Raw genomic sequence first — 15,686 nt, 5'->3', positions numbered from 1 at the left:
ATCAGGCCGAGAACTTCAGCCCCTTGATCGCGGCGAAGTCCTGCACGCCGCCGCCGACCCGCTTGGTCGTATAGAACAGCACATGCGGCTTGGCGGAATAGGGATCGCGCAGGATGCGCACGCCGGCCCGGTCGACGACGAGATAGCCGCGGCGGAAGTCGCCGAAGGCGATCGAGACCGAATCCGTCGCGACGTTCGGCATGTCCTCGGCCTCGACCACCGGGAAACCGAGCAGCGTCGCCTGCGCGCCCGCCGCGGCCGGCGGCTGCCAGAGATACTGGCCGGTCGAGTCCTTGAACTTGCGCACGGCAGCCTGCGTCTTGCGGTTCATCACGAAGCTGGCGTTCTGGCGGTAGCCGGCCTTCAGTGCATAGACGAGATCGACCAGGATGTCGGACGGGGTCGAGGCGGCGAAGGCACCGGCGACACCGGTCTTCAGCGTGCCGATATTGCCCCAGCTCCAGCTCGCGTCGGCGACGGTCGGATAGGCCAGGAAGCCCTTGGGCTTGTCGACGCCATCGCCGGTGACGAAGGCGGCCCCTTCCTGTTCGGCGAAGGCGCTCTCGACCTCCTCGGCGATCCACTGGTCGATATCGACGATGGCGTCGTCGAGCAGGGTCTGCGTCGCCGCCGGCATGGCATAGAGTTCCATCGCCGGGAAGGAGAGTTCGGCCAGCGTCGGCGTGCCACTCTGCGGACGCGCCGCCGTCTCAGCCACCCAGCCGGAGGCCGGGCCGGTGGTCGAGAACGCCTTCTTGTAGGTGCCGGAGGAAATGGTGCGCACCGTCGCGATCGAGCGGATCGGCGACACCGTCGCCAGGCGGCGCAGGATCTCGCTTTCGACGGTCGAGGGTGCGAGATAGCCGCCATCCGGGCCGGAGCCGGCGGAAAGCGCCTTGGCTTCGAGCCGTTTCAGCCCGGTCGCCTCGCCATGGCGAACATAGGAGGCGAAGGCGGCCTTGTGCTCGGCCACGGCCGGATCGCGTTCCTCGCTCGCACCCAACGCCGGGCGGCGACTGTCGAGGCTCAGCCGGTCGAGCCGGCGGCGGGTCTCGTCGAGCGCATCGTCGAGACGAGCGAGCTTCTCGCCGGTCAGCACGTCGCCGCCCATGCGGGTCTCGAGCTCGGCCAGGCGCTCGTCATTGGTGGCGCGATAGGCCTCCAGCGTGTAGCGCAGATCGTCATAGACAGCGGCGGCCTCGCCGGTCGCCTTGGTCTCGGGAGCCTGGTTCAGCGCAGTCATGGAATCTCCTGTGGTTCTGCGGCTTCAGGTGGGTTTTCAGACAAGGGCGGCACGACAGGAGGGGCGCAGCGCCTTGACGGCGCTGACCCTTGCCTGCGGCAGCATCGGGAAGGTGACGAGCGAAATCTCCCAGAGGTCGACCTTCTCGAGCCGGCGCAGGCCGCTTCGCGGCTCGTTGCGAGCGCGCTGCGAGCGGAAGCCGATCGAGAGCCCGTCGACGGCGCCGTCGCGCATCAGCGCATGCAGCTCGCGGGCCCGCGCCACGGCGAGCGAGAGCCGGCCGCGGACATAGAGGCCGCGCGAATCCTCGCGCAGCTCAAGCCAACGGCCGATCGGCTCGGTCGGGTCATGCTGCCAGAGCATCCGGATGCCGCCGGCCCCGCGGCGAGCGAGGCACTCGCGGAAGGCGCCGGGCTCGACCACGTCTTTGCCGAGATCAGCGATGCGGAACAGGCTGGCATAGCCCTCGAAAGCACCGTCCGGCTCGATCCGGGCCAGCGGCTGCGCCAGGAACTTGGCTTCGCGCGCCAGTGCGGGATAGCGGGGCGTAACGGCTGTCATCGCGCCCCTCCCCGCCCGCCGCGACTATTCGTATCGAGCTGTCCCAGCGTCTCGAAGAAGCGGCCGAATACCTCGCGCGGCTGGCGGCCGGGGCGCGGCGCGGCCGCGCCCGATCTCACCGTTGCCGGAGCCGGCCTGGGCGGCACTTTGCCACCAGTCTTGCTCATCAATCCCCTCCCTCGTAGCGGGCGTTGAAGCGGGCGAGTTCGCGCACGAACTCGTCGAAGCGCCGGTTGGCGGCGATCAGCTCGCGCAAGGCGAAGAGTGCGAGCCCCGAGGCGCAGAAGGCCCAGAGCAGCAGGGCGAGATGACCGAGATCGCCGCGTGCGACGATCCCTGCCGCGGCTGCGTCGAACGGGCTCATGACGGCACATCCCGGCGGCCATAGCCGACCGCCTCGCGCTTCTCGTCCTCGCTGAGGAAGCCGGCAGCGGAGACCCGCCGCCAGAGCGATTCCCGCTCATCCGCCAGCGCCTCGACCGCATCGAGATCGGGCTCGAGCACAAGCGCATCGCCGAAGGCGGGGCCCAGCCATTGCGCCAGCGACTGCGCCGTGCGCCTGACCAGCGGGATCAGCGTCTGGCGCCAGAAGGCGCGGTTGGCCTCGGCGAAATTGGCATGGGTGTTGTCGCCAGGCAGGCCGAGCAGCAGCGGCGGCACGCCGAAGGCGAGCGCGATCTCGCGCGCCGCGACGCCCTTGGCCGCCACGAAATCGAGCTCGGCCGGCGACAAGGACAGCGGCTTCCAGTCGAGCCCGCCTTCGAGCAACAGCGGGCGCCCGGCATTGCGCGCGCCCTGGAAACCGTCCTCAAGCTCCTGCTTCAGCCGCTCGAACTGCGCCTCGGTCAGCGTACCGCCTTCCGGCCCGTCATAGACCAGCGCACCGGAAGGCCGCGCCGCATTGTCGAGCAGCGCCTTATGCCAGGCACCGGCGGCATTGTGGACGTCGAGCGAGCAGGCGGCCGCCTCGACCGGCGAGAGGCCGTAATGGTCGTCGACGGGATGGAACAGCGACAGATGCAGGATCGGCGGCAGCCCGCCCTCGTCCTGGCGGAAGCGGATCGTCTGCGCGCCGACCGTATAGTCATAGGCTTCCGGCCAGCCGTCGCGGCCAGGCACCACCCGCATCCGGTCGGGCCGGAGCGCATAGAGCTCGCGCGGCTCGCGGCCGATGCTTGCCGCCTCGACATAGGCATTCCCGGCGACGAGCAGATGGCCGTAGAGCATCTCGCGGAAGGCGATGCCGCCCTGGCGCGGATTGGGCTGCTCGATCAGCGCCAGCGCCGGATGCTCCGGCATCTCGCGCCCGCCGACCTTGGCGATCAGCTGCGTCTGCGCCGCCGCCTCGGCGATCAGCCGAACGCAGCGATGCACGACGGGATTGCGCTGATAACCCTCGCGCGCCAGGGCGCCGTAGTCGCGCGGCGTCCAGACCGGGCGGCCGGCCTCGTGCAGGGCGATCAACGGCCCGACACGCGAGCGTTTCTGTTCCGGCGCGGCAAGGCCGCGCAGGCTGCGAAGGAAATTGAGCATGGGTTTCTCGCTATGAAGAGCACGTCATGCTCGGGCTTGACCCGAGCATCTCATGCAAGATGGTCCTGAGATTCCCGGCTCCGCTTCGCGGTCCGGGAATGACGGTTGTTCCTAAAGCCCCCTCACCCGCGGCCGGCCCTTCGGCCCGAGCATCAGATGCGTCAGCGCCCAGACCAGCGCGTCGAGCCGGTCGGGCGAACGGCCAGAACTCAGCCCTGTCGGGCCGAAATCGCACATCTCGTCCTCCAGCGCCGGAAAGGCGCCGGCATGACGCACCCGCGCCTGCGCATAGAGCGCCGCCACCGGCTCGGCGCGCAGAAATTTTCCGCGCGAGGCCCGAACCGGCGTTACCGGCACGCCCGGATCGACCTCGCGGATGACGCTTGTCGCCATCTCGCCGCCCTGGTTGACCTCGACGACCAGCGCGTCGGCCTCCAGCCGGCGATAGAGCGCGACGGCGGCTTGCGCCCATTCATGCGGCCTGGCACCGGCGAGCGTTGCATCCGCCAGCACATGGCCGAGGCCGTCGCGATCGATGCCGGCCGCGACGAGCCCGCAGCTATCGGCCCGTTTCGACGAAGATGCCGGCGGATCGACCGCCACGACGATCCGTGCCAGCGGTGGCGCCTCGCGCTCGCGGCTTTCCTCGATCAGCGCCCGGCTCCAGAGCGCGTCAAGGCTCTCCTCGACGATCTCGCCTTCCAGTTCCTGCCGGCCGAGCCGGGTGCCGCCATAGGCCTGATGCACGCTGTCGAGAAAGCTCTGCGCCAGGTTGAAGCGGTTGGCGCGGGTCGCCGCGCGGCTGACGGCGACGCGCGGATCGTCGAGCAGCCGCTTGATCAGCGGCAGCGGGCGCGGCGTCGTCGTCACCACCTGGCGCGGCCGGTCGCCGAGCCTCAAGCCGAGCTGCAGCATGTCCCAGGTCTCCTGAAGGTTCGGCCATTTCGCCAGTTCGTCGGACCAGGCGGCACCGAATTGCGGCCCGCGGAGTCCCTCCGGGTCCTCGGCGGTAAACACCTGCGCGATCGCGCCATTGCCCCATTCGAGCCGGCGCCGCGATGGCGACCAGACCGGCTTCTCCCAGCGATGGTGGATCGCCAGCAGTCCGGAGACGCCCTCGATCATCACATCGCGAACCTGTCCTTGCGTCTCACCGACGAGGGCGATGCGGCCAACAGGCTCGACTGCGAACGGCCACCGCCCCAGCGCCATGCCCCGTACCCATTCGGCGCCGGTTCGCGTCTTGCCGGCACCGCGGCCGCCGAGGACCAGCCAGCTGAACCAGTCATCCCACGAGACGGGAAACTGATCAGCGCGTGCCCAAGTGGCCCAAGTCGTCAGGATGATCTGCTGCTCTTCAGGTGACGCCGTCTCCATGAGGCGACGCACCAGCCGCGCCCGCCTCCTCGGCGGCAAGCGCCGCAAGACGGCGTCCAAGCTCGCTGCGAAGCTCATCGACCCGGCGCAATCCTTCGGCGGGACTGGGCTCATCCTCGGACTTTCCTCCCTCCCCCGCCGCAGCAGAATCCAGCGCGACCAGCTCGCGCACGGTGCGGGCCAGCGTCGCCAGCGTCTTGGCGTCGGTTTCGCTCGCGGCGGTGCCGGCCGGCAGTTCGGCCAGATGCGCCTCATGCGCTTCGAGCTGCGTCTGCGCCGCCTTCCAGAGCTTGCCGATCACAGTCTTGCGGCCGCCGCTCCGTGCAGGCTTGCGCTTCGCCGCCGGCAGAGCCGGGGCGGTTTCATCATTCTCGTCGGTCATCGAAAACCTCGGCTCGGCCCCGGACACGCAAAAGCCGCCGGCTGGGCAGCGCGGCGGCTTCGTTCGTCTCAGGCACACTTCGTGAGCGTTCCTGATCTCTACCCGATCAGCGTCACGATGTCAAGGATAAAATTCCTATCCTGCGGAAGGCAATCAAACCTCCGTCTTCTCCACCCATTTGATCTGGGTCTGCGGCTTGTAGGCGTCCATCTTGTCGAGCAGGGCCGCCGGATCGGTCTCCATCATCGCCATGTCGCGATGGGCCTGCCACATGAAGCCGGCCTTGGTCGTGTTGTCGAGGAAGGCGAAGAGCGCGTCGTAGAAGCCGTCGATGTTGAGGAAGCCGAGCGGCTTGCCGTGGATGCCGAGTTGGCTCCAGGTCCAGATCTCGAAGATCTCCTCGAAGGTGCCGATGCCGCCGGACATGGCGATGAACCCGTCGGAAAGCTCGGCCATGCGCGCCTTGCGGATGTGCATGGTCTCGACCACCTCGAGCCGGGTCAACTTGTTGTGGCCGACCTCCTTCTCGCGCAGGGCGCGGGGAATCACGCCATGGACCTCGCCGCCGGCTTCGAGCGCGGCATTGGCGACGATGCCCATCAGTCCGACGGCGCCGCCGCCATAGACCAGCGTCAGGCCGCGCTTGGCGATGACCGTGCCCATGGCGCGGGCGCCCTCGGCATGGACGGGATCATGGCCCGGGCTCGAGCCGCAGAAGACACAGACCGATTTCATGAGGCGAGTTCTTGCAAGATGCGGGCCCAGGAGCGCTGACCCTTGTGGAAGGACGAAAGATCGTACTTCTCGTTCGGCGAATGGACGCGGTCGTCGTCTAGGCCGAAGCCGACGAACAGCGTATCGAGCCCGAGCGTGCGCTTGAAGTCGCCGCCGACCGGGATCGAGCCGCCGCTGCCGATCGAGACGACGCGGCCGCCCCACTCCTCGGCAAGCGCCTTGCGCGCCTTCTGCAGGACGGGAGAATCGACCGGAACCGCCAACGCCGGCGAGCCGGAATGGCTGATGAACTCGGCGGTCACATCCTCCGGCAGGCGCTCGCGCACGAACTGGTGGAAGGCGGCGGTGATCTTCGCCGGGTCCTGGTCGCCGACGAGGCGGAAAGATACCTTGGCCGAGGCCTTGGCCGGGATGACGGTCTTGCTGCCCTCGCCGGTATAGCCGCCCCAGATGCCGTTGACGTCGCAGGTCGGGCGCGACTGGATCTGCTCGATCAGCATGCGGCCCTTCTCGCCGACCGAGTGCTTCAGCCCGACCTGGCCGAGGAACTCCTTCTCGGTCAGGTTGAGATCGGCCCATTCGGCCTTCTGTGCATTGGTCGGCTCGTGCACGCCATCATAGAAGCCGGGGATGGTGATCCGGCCGGTCTCGTCATGGATCTCGGCGACGATCTTGGTCAGCACATGGATCGGGTTCGCGGCGGCACCGCCGAACAGGCCTGAATGCAGGTCGCGGTCGGCGGCGCTCAGGCGCACCTCCTGATAGACCATGCCGCGCAGGGTCGAGGTGATCAGCGGGGTGACGCGGTCCCACATGCCGGTGTCGCAGACCAGCGCGAAATCGGCCTTCAGCTCGGCGGCGTTGGCCTTGATGAAGCCCGGCAGGTTGACCGAGCCGGATTCCTCCTCGCCCTCGACCAGGATGGTGAGGCCGATCGGCAGGTCGCCGGTCTCCGCGAGCGTCGCCCGGATCGCCTCGATGAAGGTCATCACCTGACCCTTGTCGTCGCAGGCGCCCCGCGCGAGGATCGCTTTCCGCCCCGGCTCGATCTCCTTGACGGTCGGCTTGAACGGATCGTTGTCCCAAAGCTCCAGCGGATCGACCGGCTGGACGTCGTAATGGCCATAGAACAGCGCGTGCGGCGCGCCGGGTTTCGGGCGATGCGCCAGCACGACCGGGTGGCCGCCGGTCTCGCGCAATTCGGCCTTGAAGCCGAGGCCTTCGAGGTCGGCCCGCAGCCATTCGGCTGCCTGGCGCGTCTGCGCGTTGAAGGCCGGGTCGGTCCCGATCGAGGGGATTTCGAGCCAGGATGACAGGCGAGCCAGCGAAGCGTCGAGATCGGCGTCGAGGCGGGAGAGGATAGTAGGAAGCTGGGACATGGCGCTCACTGGAGGCTGATTCCGATGGCGTCATCATGCCCAGTCACGCGCCGGATGCCAGCCGTCCAGATGCATGGCGAATGCGCGGAGCGAGCCTTATGCCGCGGAAATCGCTCGCCGTAATTCTATGTCATTCTTACATACGATGGCACGTCCGGGGACGTTTTTATCGAGAATGTATTTTGTTCCTTTGTCACAACAAAATACATCAACATATCCATGATACATCGTATGCAATATATCACAAATATCATTCTTAACTATACCATCTCTGAATTTTCCTACTCCCGCCTTGTCAAGCTCGATAAAAATTTTTCCGGCGACCACCATGAAAAGGCGCTCTAGTTGGGCTTTTAATATCTCACTTGCCGCGCCATTACCAACATACTCGGCAGCGATCTTCGGAATTACATCCAAAATCGTAGATTTTATTGCTCTTTGATTAATATTTTTCTCTTCTGCCAACTCAACAAGATAGCTCTCCATCTTTTTAAGTCTAAGCACCAACGAAATGACCATACCATCTAGAGTCTCTCTAAAATTCGCAATCAGCGCGCCAATTTCATCATCGTCAAAATTTGTAAAGCAGAACACTTCAGGCTTCGACAAGAGTCCATAAAACAAATCCGAAAAACTCCGATCGGAAACTTTGCCTAAAATCCAATCAAGTATGCCTCCCGCTGAGAATATTGGTAACAACTCAGGGCAAGATACCTGCACACCCCGCTTTGAGCTCTCGAAAGCGCACCTTATCGCATCAACCACATCGACATTTCCGATTTTCTGAGCTTTAAAACCGGAAACAAGCGCACGCCTACGGGATCGAGGAAGCGCTTGAAATGTCTCATTCTCTTGTATTTTATTGGCTAATTTCTTAATAACAGAGCTTCGGGCAACTCCGAGGCCCAGTTCTCCAAATACATCCTTCTGCTTGCACGTTATGGAAGAGATCGACGCCGATTGGACGATCTTTCCTTGAAGAATCTCGTGCACTGGCGAAACGAAAATTTTTGATCGAAAACCCGCAATAAGCTCAAGTCTTTTTTTGGACAAACTTAATTCTCGTGCCTCGATGGCACCTCGCGGCATTGCCTCTAAATAATGGATAGAAGAAAATACAAAACAAACATCGTCATCGTTGAGCATACGATCGGAAAGCCATCCCGGAGACTCAACCTCACGAGATAAAAAGTGACTATCAAGGTACACGAGTCTCTTCATTGCTCAGCCGGCATACTACCGCCGGCCGCCTGTAAGGCTCCCGAGCACACCACGCAGGATGGCGTTGCCGACCTGCCGGCCGATCGAGGTCGCGGCCGAGCGCGCCGCCGAGGTGATGATCTTCTCGGTCATGCTCTGCGGCAGCGGGCCACCACGGCTGCCCGGCCCGGTCTTCGGGCGCTCCTTCGGGCCGCCGAGCCAGCCGCCGATCGTGTCGAGGATGCCGCCGCCCCCTTCGGTCGACGCCTCCACAAGCGAGCCGTCGGCGTTCATCCCCTTGCGCTTCATCAGCGCCTCATAGGCCGAGTCCCGGTCGACCATAGTGTCGTATTTACCCGTGAAGCCGGAGGCGCGCATGCACTGCGTCCGCTCCTGCGGCGTGATCGGGCCGACCTGCGCCATCGGCGGGGCGATCAGGCAGCGCTCGACCATGGTCGGCGAGCCCTTGCCTTCAAGCGTCGAGACCAGGGCCTCGCCGACGGCGAGTTGGGTGATCGCCTGCTCGGTGTCGATCTTTGGGTTCTGGCGGAAGGTCTCGGCCGCGGCCCTCACCGCCTTCTGGTCGCGCGGCGTGAAGGCGCGCAGCGCGTGCTGAACCCGGTTGCCGAGCTGGGCCAGCACGGTGTCGGGAATGTCGAGCGGGTTCTGGGTGACGAAATAGACGCCGACGCCCTTGGAGCGGATCAGGCGCACCACCTGCTCGACCGCCGTCAGCAGCGCCTTGGGCGCGCCGTTGAAGAGCAGATGCGCCTCGTCGAAGAAGAAGACGAGCTTGGGCTTGTCGAGGTCGCCGACCTCCGGCAGTTGCTCGAACAGTTCAGAGAGCAGCCAGAGCAGGAAGGTGGCGTAGAGCCTGGGATTGGCCATCAGCTTGTCGGCGGCCATGATGTTGACGATGCCGCGGCCGTCGCGGTCGGTCTTCATCAGGTCGTTGATGTCGAGCGCCGGCTCGCCGAAGAACAGGTCGCCCTTCTGGTTCTCCAGCACGAGCAGCGCGCGCTGGATGGTGCCGACCGAGGCAGAGGTGACGTTACCGTATTTGGTCGTCAGCTCCTGCGCGTTCTCGGCGATGAAGCTGAGGATCGCGCGCAGGTCCTTCAGGTCGAGCAGCAAGAGCTTCTGCTCGTCGGCGATCCGGAAGGCGATGTTGAGCACGCCCTCCTGCGTGTCGTTGAGGTCGAGCAGGCGCGCCAGCAGCAGCGGCCCCATCTCCGAGATCGTGGCGCGGACCGGGTGGCCCTGCTCGCCGAACACGTCCCAGAACACGGTGGTGAACTGGTCGGGCTCGTATTTTACGCCCAGCTCCTCAGCGCGCTTGACGAAGGGCGGCTTGGAATTGCCGGGCGCGGCGATGCCGGAGAGGTCGCCCTTGATGTCGGCGGCGAAAACCGGCACGCCATGCCTGGCGAAGCCTTCCGCCAGCACCTGCAGCGTCACCGTCTTGCCGGTGCCGGTCGCGCCGGTCACCAGCCCGTGGCGGTTGGCGAGCTTGAGCAGCAGCACCTCCGGCTTCTCGCTCTTGCCGATCAGGATCGTGCCGTCATCCGCCATGGTCGCGCCTGTTCCGTTGCCATAAGGTCGTGGAAAGGGTGTAGCGAAACGAGAAGTTGGGCGGAAGCATGAAGATCGCTTCCATCGCAGATGGTTTATGTGTAAACTATTTTCAGAGCACCCGAAGGCTCAGCATCAGAGGACCGCACGATGGATGAACTGATCTCCCGCATCATGGCCGCTTCCGGCCTCGACCAGTCGCTGGCGCAGAAGGCGATCGGCATCATCCTCGCTTTCCTGCAGAAGGAAGGCCCCGCGGCCGAGATCGGCCAGCTGATGGCGGCGCTGCCGGGTGCACAGGAGCTCGCCGATGCGGAAGGCGGCGCCAAGGGCGGCCTGCTCGGCACGATCGGCGGCATGATGGGCGGCGGTGGCGGTGTCATGGCGCTCGGCGGCCAGCTGATGGGCGCCGGCCTGTCTATGGGCCAGATCCAGAGCGTCTCCAAGGAGATGTTCGCTGTCGGCCGCGAGAAGGCGGGCGAGGACACGATGGGCGCGATCGTCGGCGCGATCCCGGGCCTCGGCCAGTTCGTCTGAGCGGAACTACCCCCTCGAAATACGGTAGCGCCGCCCCTATCGGGCGGCGTTTTCGTTTGCAGGCATAGGCGTTCCCTGTCGCGGGATTACGCATTTCGGCACGGCTTTCCGACCAAGGGGGCATTTGCGTTCGCGCCGAGCCATGGCAATCAGGACTTCGCGGTTGCACAATGGGCCGCCAATTGGCGTGTGTTCCACCGCCCGACGGACATGGCGGGAGGAACGCATGCAAGGAGTTCGTTGCTGATGACCTCGACAGTCCTCGCCGATCTGCCCTTCATGGACGCATTCCCGACGCCGGGCGAGGCGCAGTGGCGCGCGGCGGTCGACAAGGTGCTGAAGGGCGCCGATTTCGAGAAGAAGCTGGTCGGACGCACGACGGACGGGATCCGCATCGAACCGCTCTACGAGGCGGCAACCGAGCAAGGCGCACGCCCCCTGCGCGCAGAGGCCGGACGCTGGCGCGTCGCGGCGCGCGTCGATCACCCGGATACAACTGAAGCGTCGAGGCTCGCCCTCGCCGAGCTGGAAGGTGGTGCCGATTCCCTCAGCCTGGCTTTCGCCGGCGCGCCGGCGGCGCGCGGTTTCGGTCTCACCGCGACATCTGTCGAGGCGTTCGATGCTGCCCTAGACGGCGTCATGCTCGACCTCGTCCGGACACGGCTCGATCCTGCTCCCGGAGGCCGCAAGCAGGCGCTGCTGCTGGCCGATCTGGCCGAGAAGCGCGGCCATGCCCCCTCCTCCCTCCAGATCGATTTCGGCATGGAGCCTATCGGCGTGCTCGCAAGCTCGGGCGCGCTCGCGGTGCCATTGCCCGAACTCGGCGAGCGCATTGCCGAGACGATCGCCGCGCTGAAAGCGCGCGGCTTCGCCGGCCCCTTCCTCGCCGCCGATGGCCGCGTCTGGCACGAGGCCGGCGCGACCGAGGCGCAGGAGCTCGGCGCCGTGCTGGCGACGGCGGTGACATATATGCGCCTGCTGGAAGCTGAACGGCTCCCGCTCGCCGAGGCGCGCGACGCCATTTCCTTCACGCTGGTCGCCGATGCCGACGAATTCATCACCGTCGCCAAGTTGCGGGCGGCACGCCTGCTCTGGGACCGGGTGCAGCGAGCCTGCGGGCTCGATCCCAAACCTGTCTTCATCCATGCCGAGACCGCCTGGCGCTCGCTGACCCGGCGCGACCCGTGGGTGAACCTGCTGCGCGGCACCATCGCCGCCTTCTCGGCCGGAGTCGGCGGCGCCGATTCGATCGGCGTCCAGCCCTTCACCGCGGCGCTCGGCCTGCCCGACGGCTTCGCACGGCGCATCGCCCGCAACACCCAATTGATCCTGCTCGAAGAAGCCAATCTCGGGCGCGTCGCCGATCCGGCGGCCGGGGCCGGTGGCTTCGAGGCGTTGACGCAGGCGCTGTGCGAGCAGGGCTGGCGCAAGTTCCAGGACCTTGAGGCGGAAAGCGCCGATGGCCTGACTGGGATCGTCGGCGCGCTCGCCAACGGCCATATCCAGAAGGGGCTGGCGCGCGAGCGCGACGCTCGGGCCAAGGCCATCGCAACCCGACGCGAGCCAATCACCGGCACGAGCGAATTTCCGAATCTGTCGGAAGCCTCGGTTTCGGTGCTGGCTCCGCCGCCCCCCATGCCCGGCAACGACGCGACCGGTGCTGCGATCACTGTCGAGGCCCTGCCGAGCATCCGTTTGGCCGAGCCGTTCGAGGCACTGCGCGCCAGCGCCGATATCGCGCAAGCCGCCGGTGAGCGACCGAAGGCCTTCCTCGCCACGCTGGGCCCGATCGCCGGGTTCACCGCGCGCTCCGGCTTCGCCCGCAACCTGTTCGAGGCCGGCGGCATCGCCGCACCCTCCGGCGACGGCTTCGCCAAGGCCGGCGCGACCGATCTCGACGCGCTCATTGTAGCCTTCCGCGCTTCCGGAGCGAAACTCGCCTGCCTCTGCGGCTCCGACGAGAGCTATGCCGCTGAGGCGGCCCCCGCAGCGCAGGCGCTGACCGCGGCGGGCGCCACGGTCTGGCTCGCCGGCCGCCCTGGCGAACTGGAAGCGGCGCTGCGCCAGGCCGGAGTGACGAACTTCATCTCCGCCGGCTGCGACGCCATCGCCGTGCTGCAGGATGCGCTAGCGATCGCCATATCCCCGGTCAGCACGAACAAGGGATAGGCATGCCGATCGCGCTCACCATCGCCGGCTCCGACTCCAGCGGCGGCGCCGGCATCCAGGCCGACCTCAAGACCTTAGCCGCGCACCAGGTCTATGGCGCCAGCGTTATCGTCGCGCTGACCGCGCAGAACACCACCGCGGTCACTGCGATCCATCCGGTGCCGGCCGATTTCGTCGCCGCGCAGCTAGACGCCGTCTTCGACGACCTTTCGGTCGATGCGGTCAAGATCGGCATGCTCGCCACCGCCGAGCTGATCGAGACCGTCGCCGACGGGCTGGAGCGCCACAACGCGAAGAACATCGTGCTCGACCCGGTGATGATCGCGGCCTCGGGCGGACGCTTGTTACGCGAAGATGCGATCGAGGCGTTGAAGCGTCGCCTGCTGCCGCTCTGCACGATCGTCACGCCGAACCTGCCCGAGGCGGCGGCGCTGCTCGGTACTGCTATGGCTGAGGCCGAGGATGCCGCGGCTGAGCAGGCCAAGGCGCTGCTGGCGCTCGGCCCGGCCAATGTGTTGGTCAAGGGCGGCCACGGCAGCGGCGACGATAGCGTCGACATCCTGATCGGCAAGGATGGCCGGCGCGAGCGCCTGGTCGCGCCGCGCATCGCCACCAAGAACACGCATGGCACCGGCTGTACGCTGTCGTCGGCGATTGCCTCGGGCCTCGCCCACGGCATCGCCCTCAACGAGGCGGTGGCGCTGGCGAAACGCTACATCTCGGCCGCGATCGCGGCTTCGGACGCGGTCAAGGTTGGCCGCGGCCACGGACCGGTGCATCATTTCCACCATTGGTGGGAGAGACCAGACGGGAGCAAGCCATGACCGCGATCCCGGATTTCACGAAGCTCGCTTTCGCCGACGGTGCGGCCGGCGCGGCCGCCCCCCAGGCCGCAGGCGAACTCTGGCAAACCCCGGAAGACATTCCGGTCAAGCCGCTCTACACCGCCGCCGACCGCGACGGCCTGCCCTTTGTCAACACGCTGCCGGGCATCGCGCCCTATCTGCGCGGTCCCTACCCGACCATGTACGTCAACCAGCCTTGGACGATCCGGCAATATGCCGGCTTCTCCACGGCCGAGGATTCGAATGCCTTCTATCGGCGAAATCTCGCCGCCGGCCAGAAGGGCCTTTCGGTCGCTTTCGATCTCGCGACCCATCGCGGTTATGACAGCGACCATCCGCGCGTCGGCGGCGATGTCGGCATGGCCGGCGTCGCAATCGACTCGATCTACGACATGCGCACGCTGTTCTCCGGCATCCCGCTCGACCAGATGAGCGTGTCGATGACGATGAACGGCGCGGTGCTGCCGGTGCTGGCGCTCTACATCGTCGCGGCGGAAGAACAGGGCGTGCCGGCGGCCAAGCTCTCGGGGACCATCCAGAACGACATCCTCAAGGAGTTCATGGTCCGCAACACCTATATCTACCCGCCCTCGCCCTCGATGCGGATCATCGGCGACATCTTCGCCTACACCTCGGCGAACATGCCGAAGTTCAACTCGATCTCGATCTCCGGCTACCACATGCAGGAGGCCGGAGCGACGCAGGACCTCGAGCTCGGCTACACCCTCGCCGACGGCGTCGAGTATATCCGCGCCGGCCAGCAGGCCGGGCTCGGGGTCGACGTCTTCGCGCCGCGGCTCTCCTTCTTCTGGGCCATCGGCATGAACTTCTTCATGGAGGTGGCGAAGCTCAGGGCGGCCCGGCTGATCTGGGCCAAGCTGGTCAAGGATTTCGGCGCGCAGAATGAGAAGTCGCTGCCCTTGCGCACCCATTGCCAGACCTCGGGCTGGTCGCTGACCGCGCAGGATGTCTTCAACAATGTGCCGCGCACGATGATCGAGGCGATGGCGGCAACGCAGGGACACACCCAGTCGCTGCACACCAACGCGCTCGACGAGGCACTGGCGCTGCCGACCGACTTCTCCGCCCGCATCGCCCGCAACACCCAGATCGTGCTGCAGCAGGAGAGCGGCACCACGCGGATCATCGATCCCTGGGGCGGCTCCTATTATGTCGAGCGGCTCACCGCCGAGCTCGCGGCGAAAGCCTGGGGCCATATCCAGGAGGTCGAGAAGCTCGGCGGCATGGCCAAGGCGATCGAAGCCGGCATCCCGAAGCTCAGGATCGAAGAGGCCGCGGCCAAGACTCAGGCGCGCATCGATGGCGGCCAGCAGGCGATCATCGGCGTCAACATCTACAAGCCGGAGAACGAAGCGGCGATCGACGTGCTCAAGGTCGACAATGCCTCGGTCCGCGCCCAGCAGCTCGACAAGCTCCGGCGGCTGAAGGCGGAGCGCAACGAGGCCGAGACGCAAGCCGCCCTCACCGCGCTGACTAACGGAGCGCAAAGCGACGGCAACCTGCTCGACCTCGCGGTCAAGGCGGCACGGGCCAAGGCAACCGTCGGCGAGATTTCCATGGCGATGGAGAAGGTCTTCGGGCGCCACCGCGCCGAGATCAAGGCGATCTCGGGCGTCTACAAACGGGAGGTCGGCACGATGAATCCCGCCGTGACGCGCGTACAGGCGATGTGCGAGGCCTTCGAGGAAGCGGATGGGCGCCGCCCGCGCATTCTCGTCGCCAAGATGGGCCAGGACGGCCATGACCGCGGCCAGAAGGTGATTGCTTCGGCCTTCGCCGATCTCGGCTTCGACGTCGACATCGGCCCGCTTTTCGCCACTCCGGACGAGGCCGCGCGCCAGGGTGTCGAGAACGACGTCCACATCGTCGGCGTCTCCTCGCTGGCGGCGGGGCATCTGACGCTGGTGCCGGAGCTCAAGGCTGCGCTTGCCAAGGCGGGGCGGCCCGACATCATGATCGTCGTCGGCGGCGTGATCCCGCCGCAGGATTTCGATGCCCTGATCGCAGCTGGCGCTTCAGCGATCTTCCCGCCCGGCACCGTCATCGCCGACGCAGCCGAGAAGCTGCTGGAAGAGCTCAACCAGCGCCTGGGCTACACGCAGAAAAGCGCGGCGGAGTGATCCGCCGCGCTT

General features: G+C 66.2%; 15 protein-coding genes. 4 read left to right on the top strand and 11 right to left on the bottom strand.

The genetic code is table 11. The annotated features are described in order from the left end of the window. Position 1: 1 nt before the first annotated feature. The 11 genes from ACFPOB_RS08735 to ACFPOB_RS08685 all read right to left on the bottom strand — a co-directional run bounded on the left by ACFPOB_RS08735 (position 2) and on the right by ACFPOB_RS08685 (position 9,982). Positions 2-1,243, bottom strand: coding sequence for a phage major capsid protein (locus ACFPOB_RS08735; protein WP_377797535.1), 1,242 nt, complete (start codon positions 1,241-1,243; stop codon positions 2-4). A gap of 36 nt (positions 1,244-1,279) precedes the next feature. After that, positions 1,280-1,804 carry an HK97 family phage prohead protease gene (locus ACFPOB_RS08730; protein WP_377797533.1) on the bottom strand — a complete coding sequence of 175 codons (525 nt, stop codon included), beginning with the start codon at positions 1,802-1,804 and terminating at the stop codon, positions 1,280-1,282. Beyond that, the gene (locus tag ACFPOB_RS08725) at positions 1,801-1,971 is read right to left on the bottom strand and encodes a hypothetical protein (RefSeq protein WP_377797532.1); all 171 of its coding nucleotides are present in this window, start codon (positions 1,969-1,971) and stop codon (positions 1,801-1,803) included. The genes ACFPOB_RS08730 and ACFPOB_RS08725 overlap by 4 nt, the downstream gene beginning before the upstream one ends. Further along, positions 1,971-2,168: a hypothetical protein gene (locus tag ACFPOB_RS08720; RefSeq protein WP_377797530.1), complete on the bottom strand. Its 198-nt coding sequence runs from the start codon at positions 2,166-2,168 to the stop codon at positions 1,971-1,973. Before ACFPOB_RS08720 ends, ACFPOB_RS08725 begins: the two co-directional genes overlap by 1 nt. Next, a complete protein-coding gene (locus ACFPOB_RS08715; RefSeq protein ID WP_377797528.1) occupies positions 2,165-3,337 on the bottom strand; it encodes a phage portal protein in 1,173 nt (390 codons plus the stop codon). Before ACFPOB_RS08715 ends, ACFPOB_RS08720 begins: the two co-directional genes overlap by 4 nt. Positions 3,338-3,448: 111 nt before the next feature. Beyond that, entirely contained in the window at positions 3,449-4,714 is a 1,266-nt protein-coding gene (locus ACFPOB_RS08710; protein ID WP_377797940.1) for a DNA-packaging protein, read from the bottom strand. Beyond that, entirely contained in the window at positions 4,695-5,096 is a 402-nt protein-coding gene (locus ACFPOB_RS08705) for a hypothetical protein (protein WP_377797526.1), read from the bottom strand. The genes ACFPOB_RS08710 and ACFPOB_RS08705 overlap by 20 nt, the downstream gene beginning before the upstream one ends. Before the next feature lie 153 nt (positions 5,097-5,249). After that, on the bottom strand, positions 5,250-5,831 hold the full coding sequence (locus ACFPOB_RS08700; RefSeq protein WP_092160392.1) for an LOG family protein: 582 nt from the start codon (positions 5,829-5,831) through the stop codon (positions 5,250-5,252). Then, complete coding sequence (locus ACFPOB_RS08695; protein WP_377797524.1) at positions 5,828-7,210, bottom strand: M20/M25/M40 family metallo-hydrolase; 1,383 nt, start codon at positions 7,208-7,210, stop codon at positions 5,828-5,830. The genes ACFPOB_RS08700 and ACFPOB_RS08695 overlap by 4 nt, the downstream gene beginning before the upstream one ends. Before the next feature lie 96 nt (positions 7,211-7,306). Continuing rightward, the gene (locus ACFPOB_RS08690; protein ID WP_377797523.1) at positions 7,307-8,419 is read right to left on the bottom strand and encodes a hypothetical protein; all 1,113 of its coding nucleotides are present in this window, start codon (positions 8,417-8,419) and stop codon (positions 7,307-7,309) included. Between the two features lie 27 nt (positions 8,420-8,446). Beyond that, positions 8,447-9,982 (bottom strand): helicase HerA-like domain-containing protein, encoded by a 1,536-nt coding sequence (locus ACFPOB_RS08685; protein WP_377797522.1) that lies wholly within the window; start codon positions 9,980-9,982, stop codon positions 8,447-8,449. 150 nt (positions 9,983-10,132) lie between these two features. Between ACFPOB_RS08685 and ACFPOB_RS08680 the strand changes: the two genes are divergently transcribed. From ACFPOB_RS08680 to scpA, 4 genes are all read left to right on the top strand, one after another. Further along, positions 10,133-10,519, top strand: coding sequence for a DUF2267 domain-containing protein (locus ACFPOB_RS08680; RefSeq protein ID WP_137882452.1), 387 nt, complete (start codon positions 10,133-10,135; stop codon positions 10,517-10,519). A 246-nt stretch (positions 10,520-10,765) separates the two neighbouring features. Next, positions 10,766-12,688, top strand: a complete 1,923-nt coding sequence (locus ACFPOB_RS08675) for a methylmalonyl-CoA mutase family protein (RefSeq protein WP_377797521.1) — start codon at positions 10,766-10,768, stop codon at positions 12,686-12,688. A gap of 2 nt (positions 12,689-12,690) precedes the next feature. After that, a complete protein-coding gene (gene thiD, locus ACFPOB_RS08670; protein ID WP_377797519.1) occupies positions 12,691-13,512 on the top strand; it encodes a bifunctional hydroxymethylpyrimidine kinase/phosphomethylpyrimidine kinase in 822 nt (273 codons plus the stop codon). Further along, positions 13,509-15,674 (top strand): methylmalonyl-CoA mutase, encoded by a 2,166-nt coding sequence (scpA, locus tag ACFPOB_RS08665; protein ID WP_377797518.1) that lies wholly within the window; start codon positions 13,509-13,511, stop codon positions 15,672-15,674. The genes thiD and scpA overlap by 4 nt, the downstream gene beginning before the upstream one ends. Positions 15,675-15,686: the final 12 nt, after the last annotated feature.

Source organism: Allobosea eneae (genome assembly GCF_042657265.1).
Lineage (GTDB): Bacteria > Pseudomonadota > Alphaproteobacteria > Rhizobiales > Beijerinckiaceae > Allobosea > Allobosea eneae.
Note: the sequence above shows the minus strand (reverse complement) of the source record. Positions and strands in the feature narration are given on the sequence as shown.

Bases quoted from the DNA above. Each gene is read 5' to 3' on its own strand.
- ACFPOB_RS08735 (WP_377797535.1), bottom strand. From the start codon at position 1,243: ATGACTGCGCTGAACCAGGCTCCCGAGACCAAGGCGACCGGCGAGGCC.
- ACFPOB_RS08730 (WP_377797533.1), bottom strand. From the start codon at position 1,804: ATGACAGCCGTTACGCCCCGCTATCCCGCACTGGCGCGCGAAGCCAAG.
- ACFPOB_RS08725 (WP_377797532.1), bottom strand. From the start codon at position 1,971: ATGAGCAAGACTGGTGGCAAAGTGCCGCCCAGGCCGGCTCCGGCAACG.
- ACFPOB_RS08720 (WP_377797530.1), bottom strand. From the start codon at position 2,168: ATGAGCCCGTTCGACGCAGCCGCGGCAGGGATCGTCGCACGCGGCGAT.
- ACFPOB_RS08715 (WP_377797528.1), bottom strand. From the start codon at position 3,337: ATGCTCAATTTCCTTCGCAGCCTGCGCGGCCTTGCCGCGCCGGAACAG.
- ACFPOB_RS08710 (WP_377797940.1), bottom strand. From the start codon at position 4,714: ATGGAGACGGCGTCACCTGAAGAGCAGCAGATCATCCTGACGACTTGG.
- ACFPOB_RS08705 (WP_377797526.1), bottom strand. From the start codon at position 5,096: ATGACCGACGAGAATGATGAAACCGCCCCGGCTCTGCCGGCGGCGAAG.
- ACFPOB_RS08700 (WP_092160392.1), bottom strand. From the start codon at position 5,831: ATGAAATCGGTCTGTGTCTTCTGCGGCTCGAGCCCGGGCCATGATCCC.
- ACFPOB_RS08695 (WP_377797524.1), bottom strand. From the start codon at position 7,210: ATGTCCCAGCTTCCTACTATCCTCTCCCGCCTCGACGCCGATCTCGAC.
- ACFPOB_RS08685 (WP_377797522.1), bottom strand. From the start codon at position 9,982: ATGGCGGATGACGGCACGATCCTGATCGGCAAGAGCGAGAAGCCGGAG.
- ACFPOB_RS08680 (WP_137882452.1), top strand. From the start codon at position 10,133: ATGGATGAACTGATCTCCCGCATCATGGCCGCTTCCGGCCTCGACCAG.
- ACFPOB_RS08675 (WP_377797521.1), top strand. From the start codon at position 10,766: ATGACCTCGACAGTCCTCGCCGATCTGCCCTTCATGGACGCATTCCCG.
- thiD (WP_377797519.1), top strand. From the start codon at position 12,691: ATGCCGATCGCGCTCACCATCGCCGGCTCCGACTCCAGCGGCGGCGCC.
- scpA (WP_377797518.1), top strand. From the start codon at position 13,509: ATGACCGCGATCCCGGATTTCACGAAGCTCGCTTTCGCCGACGGTGCG.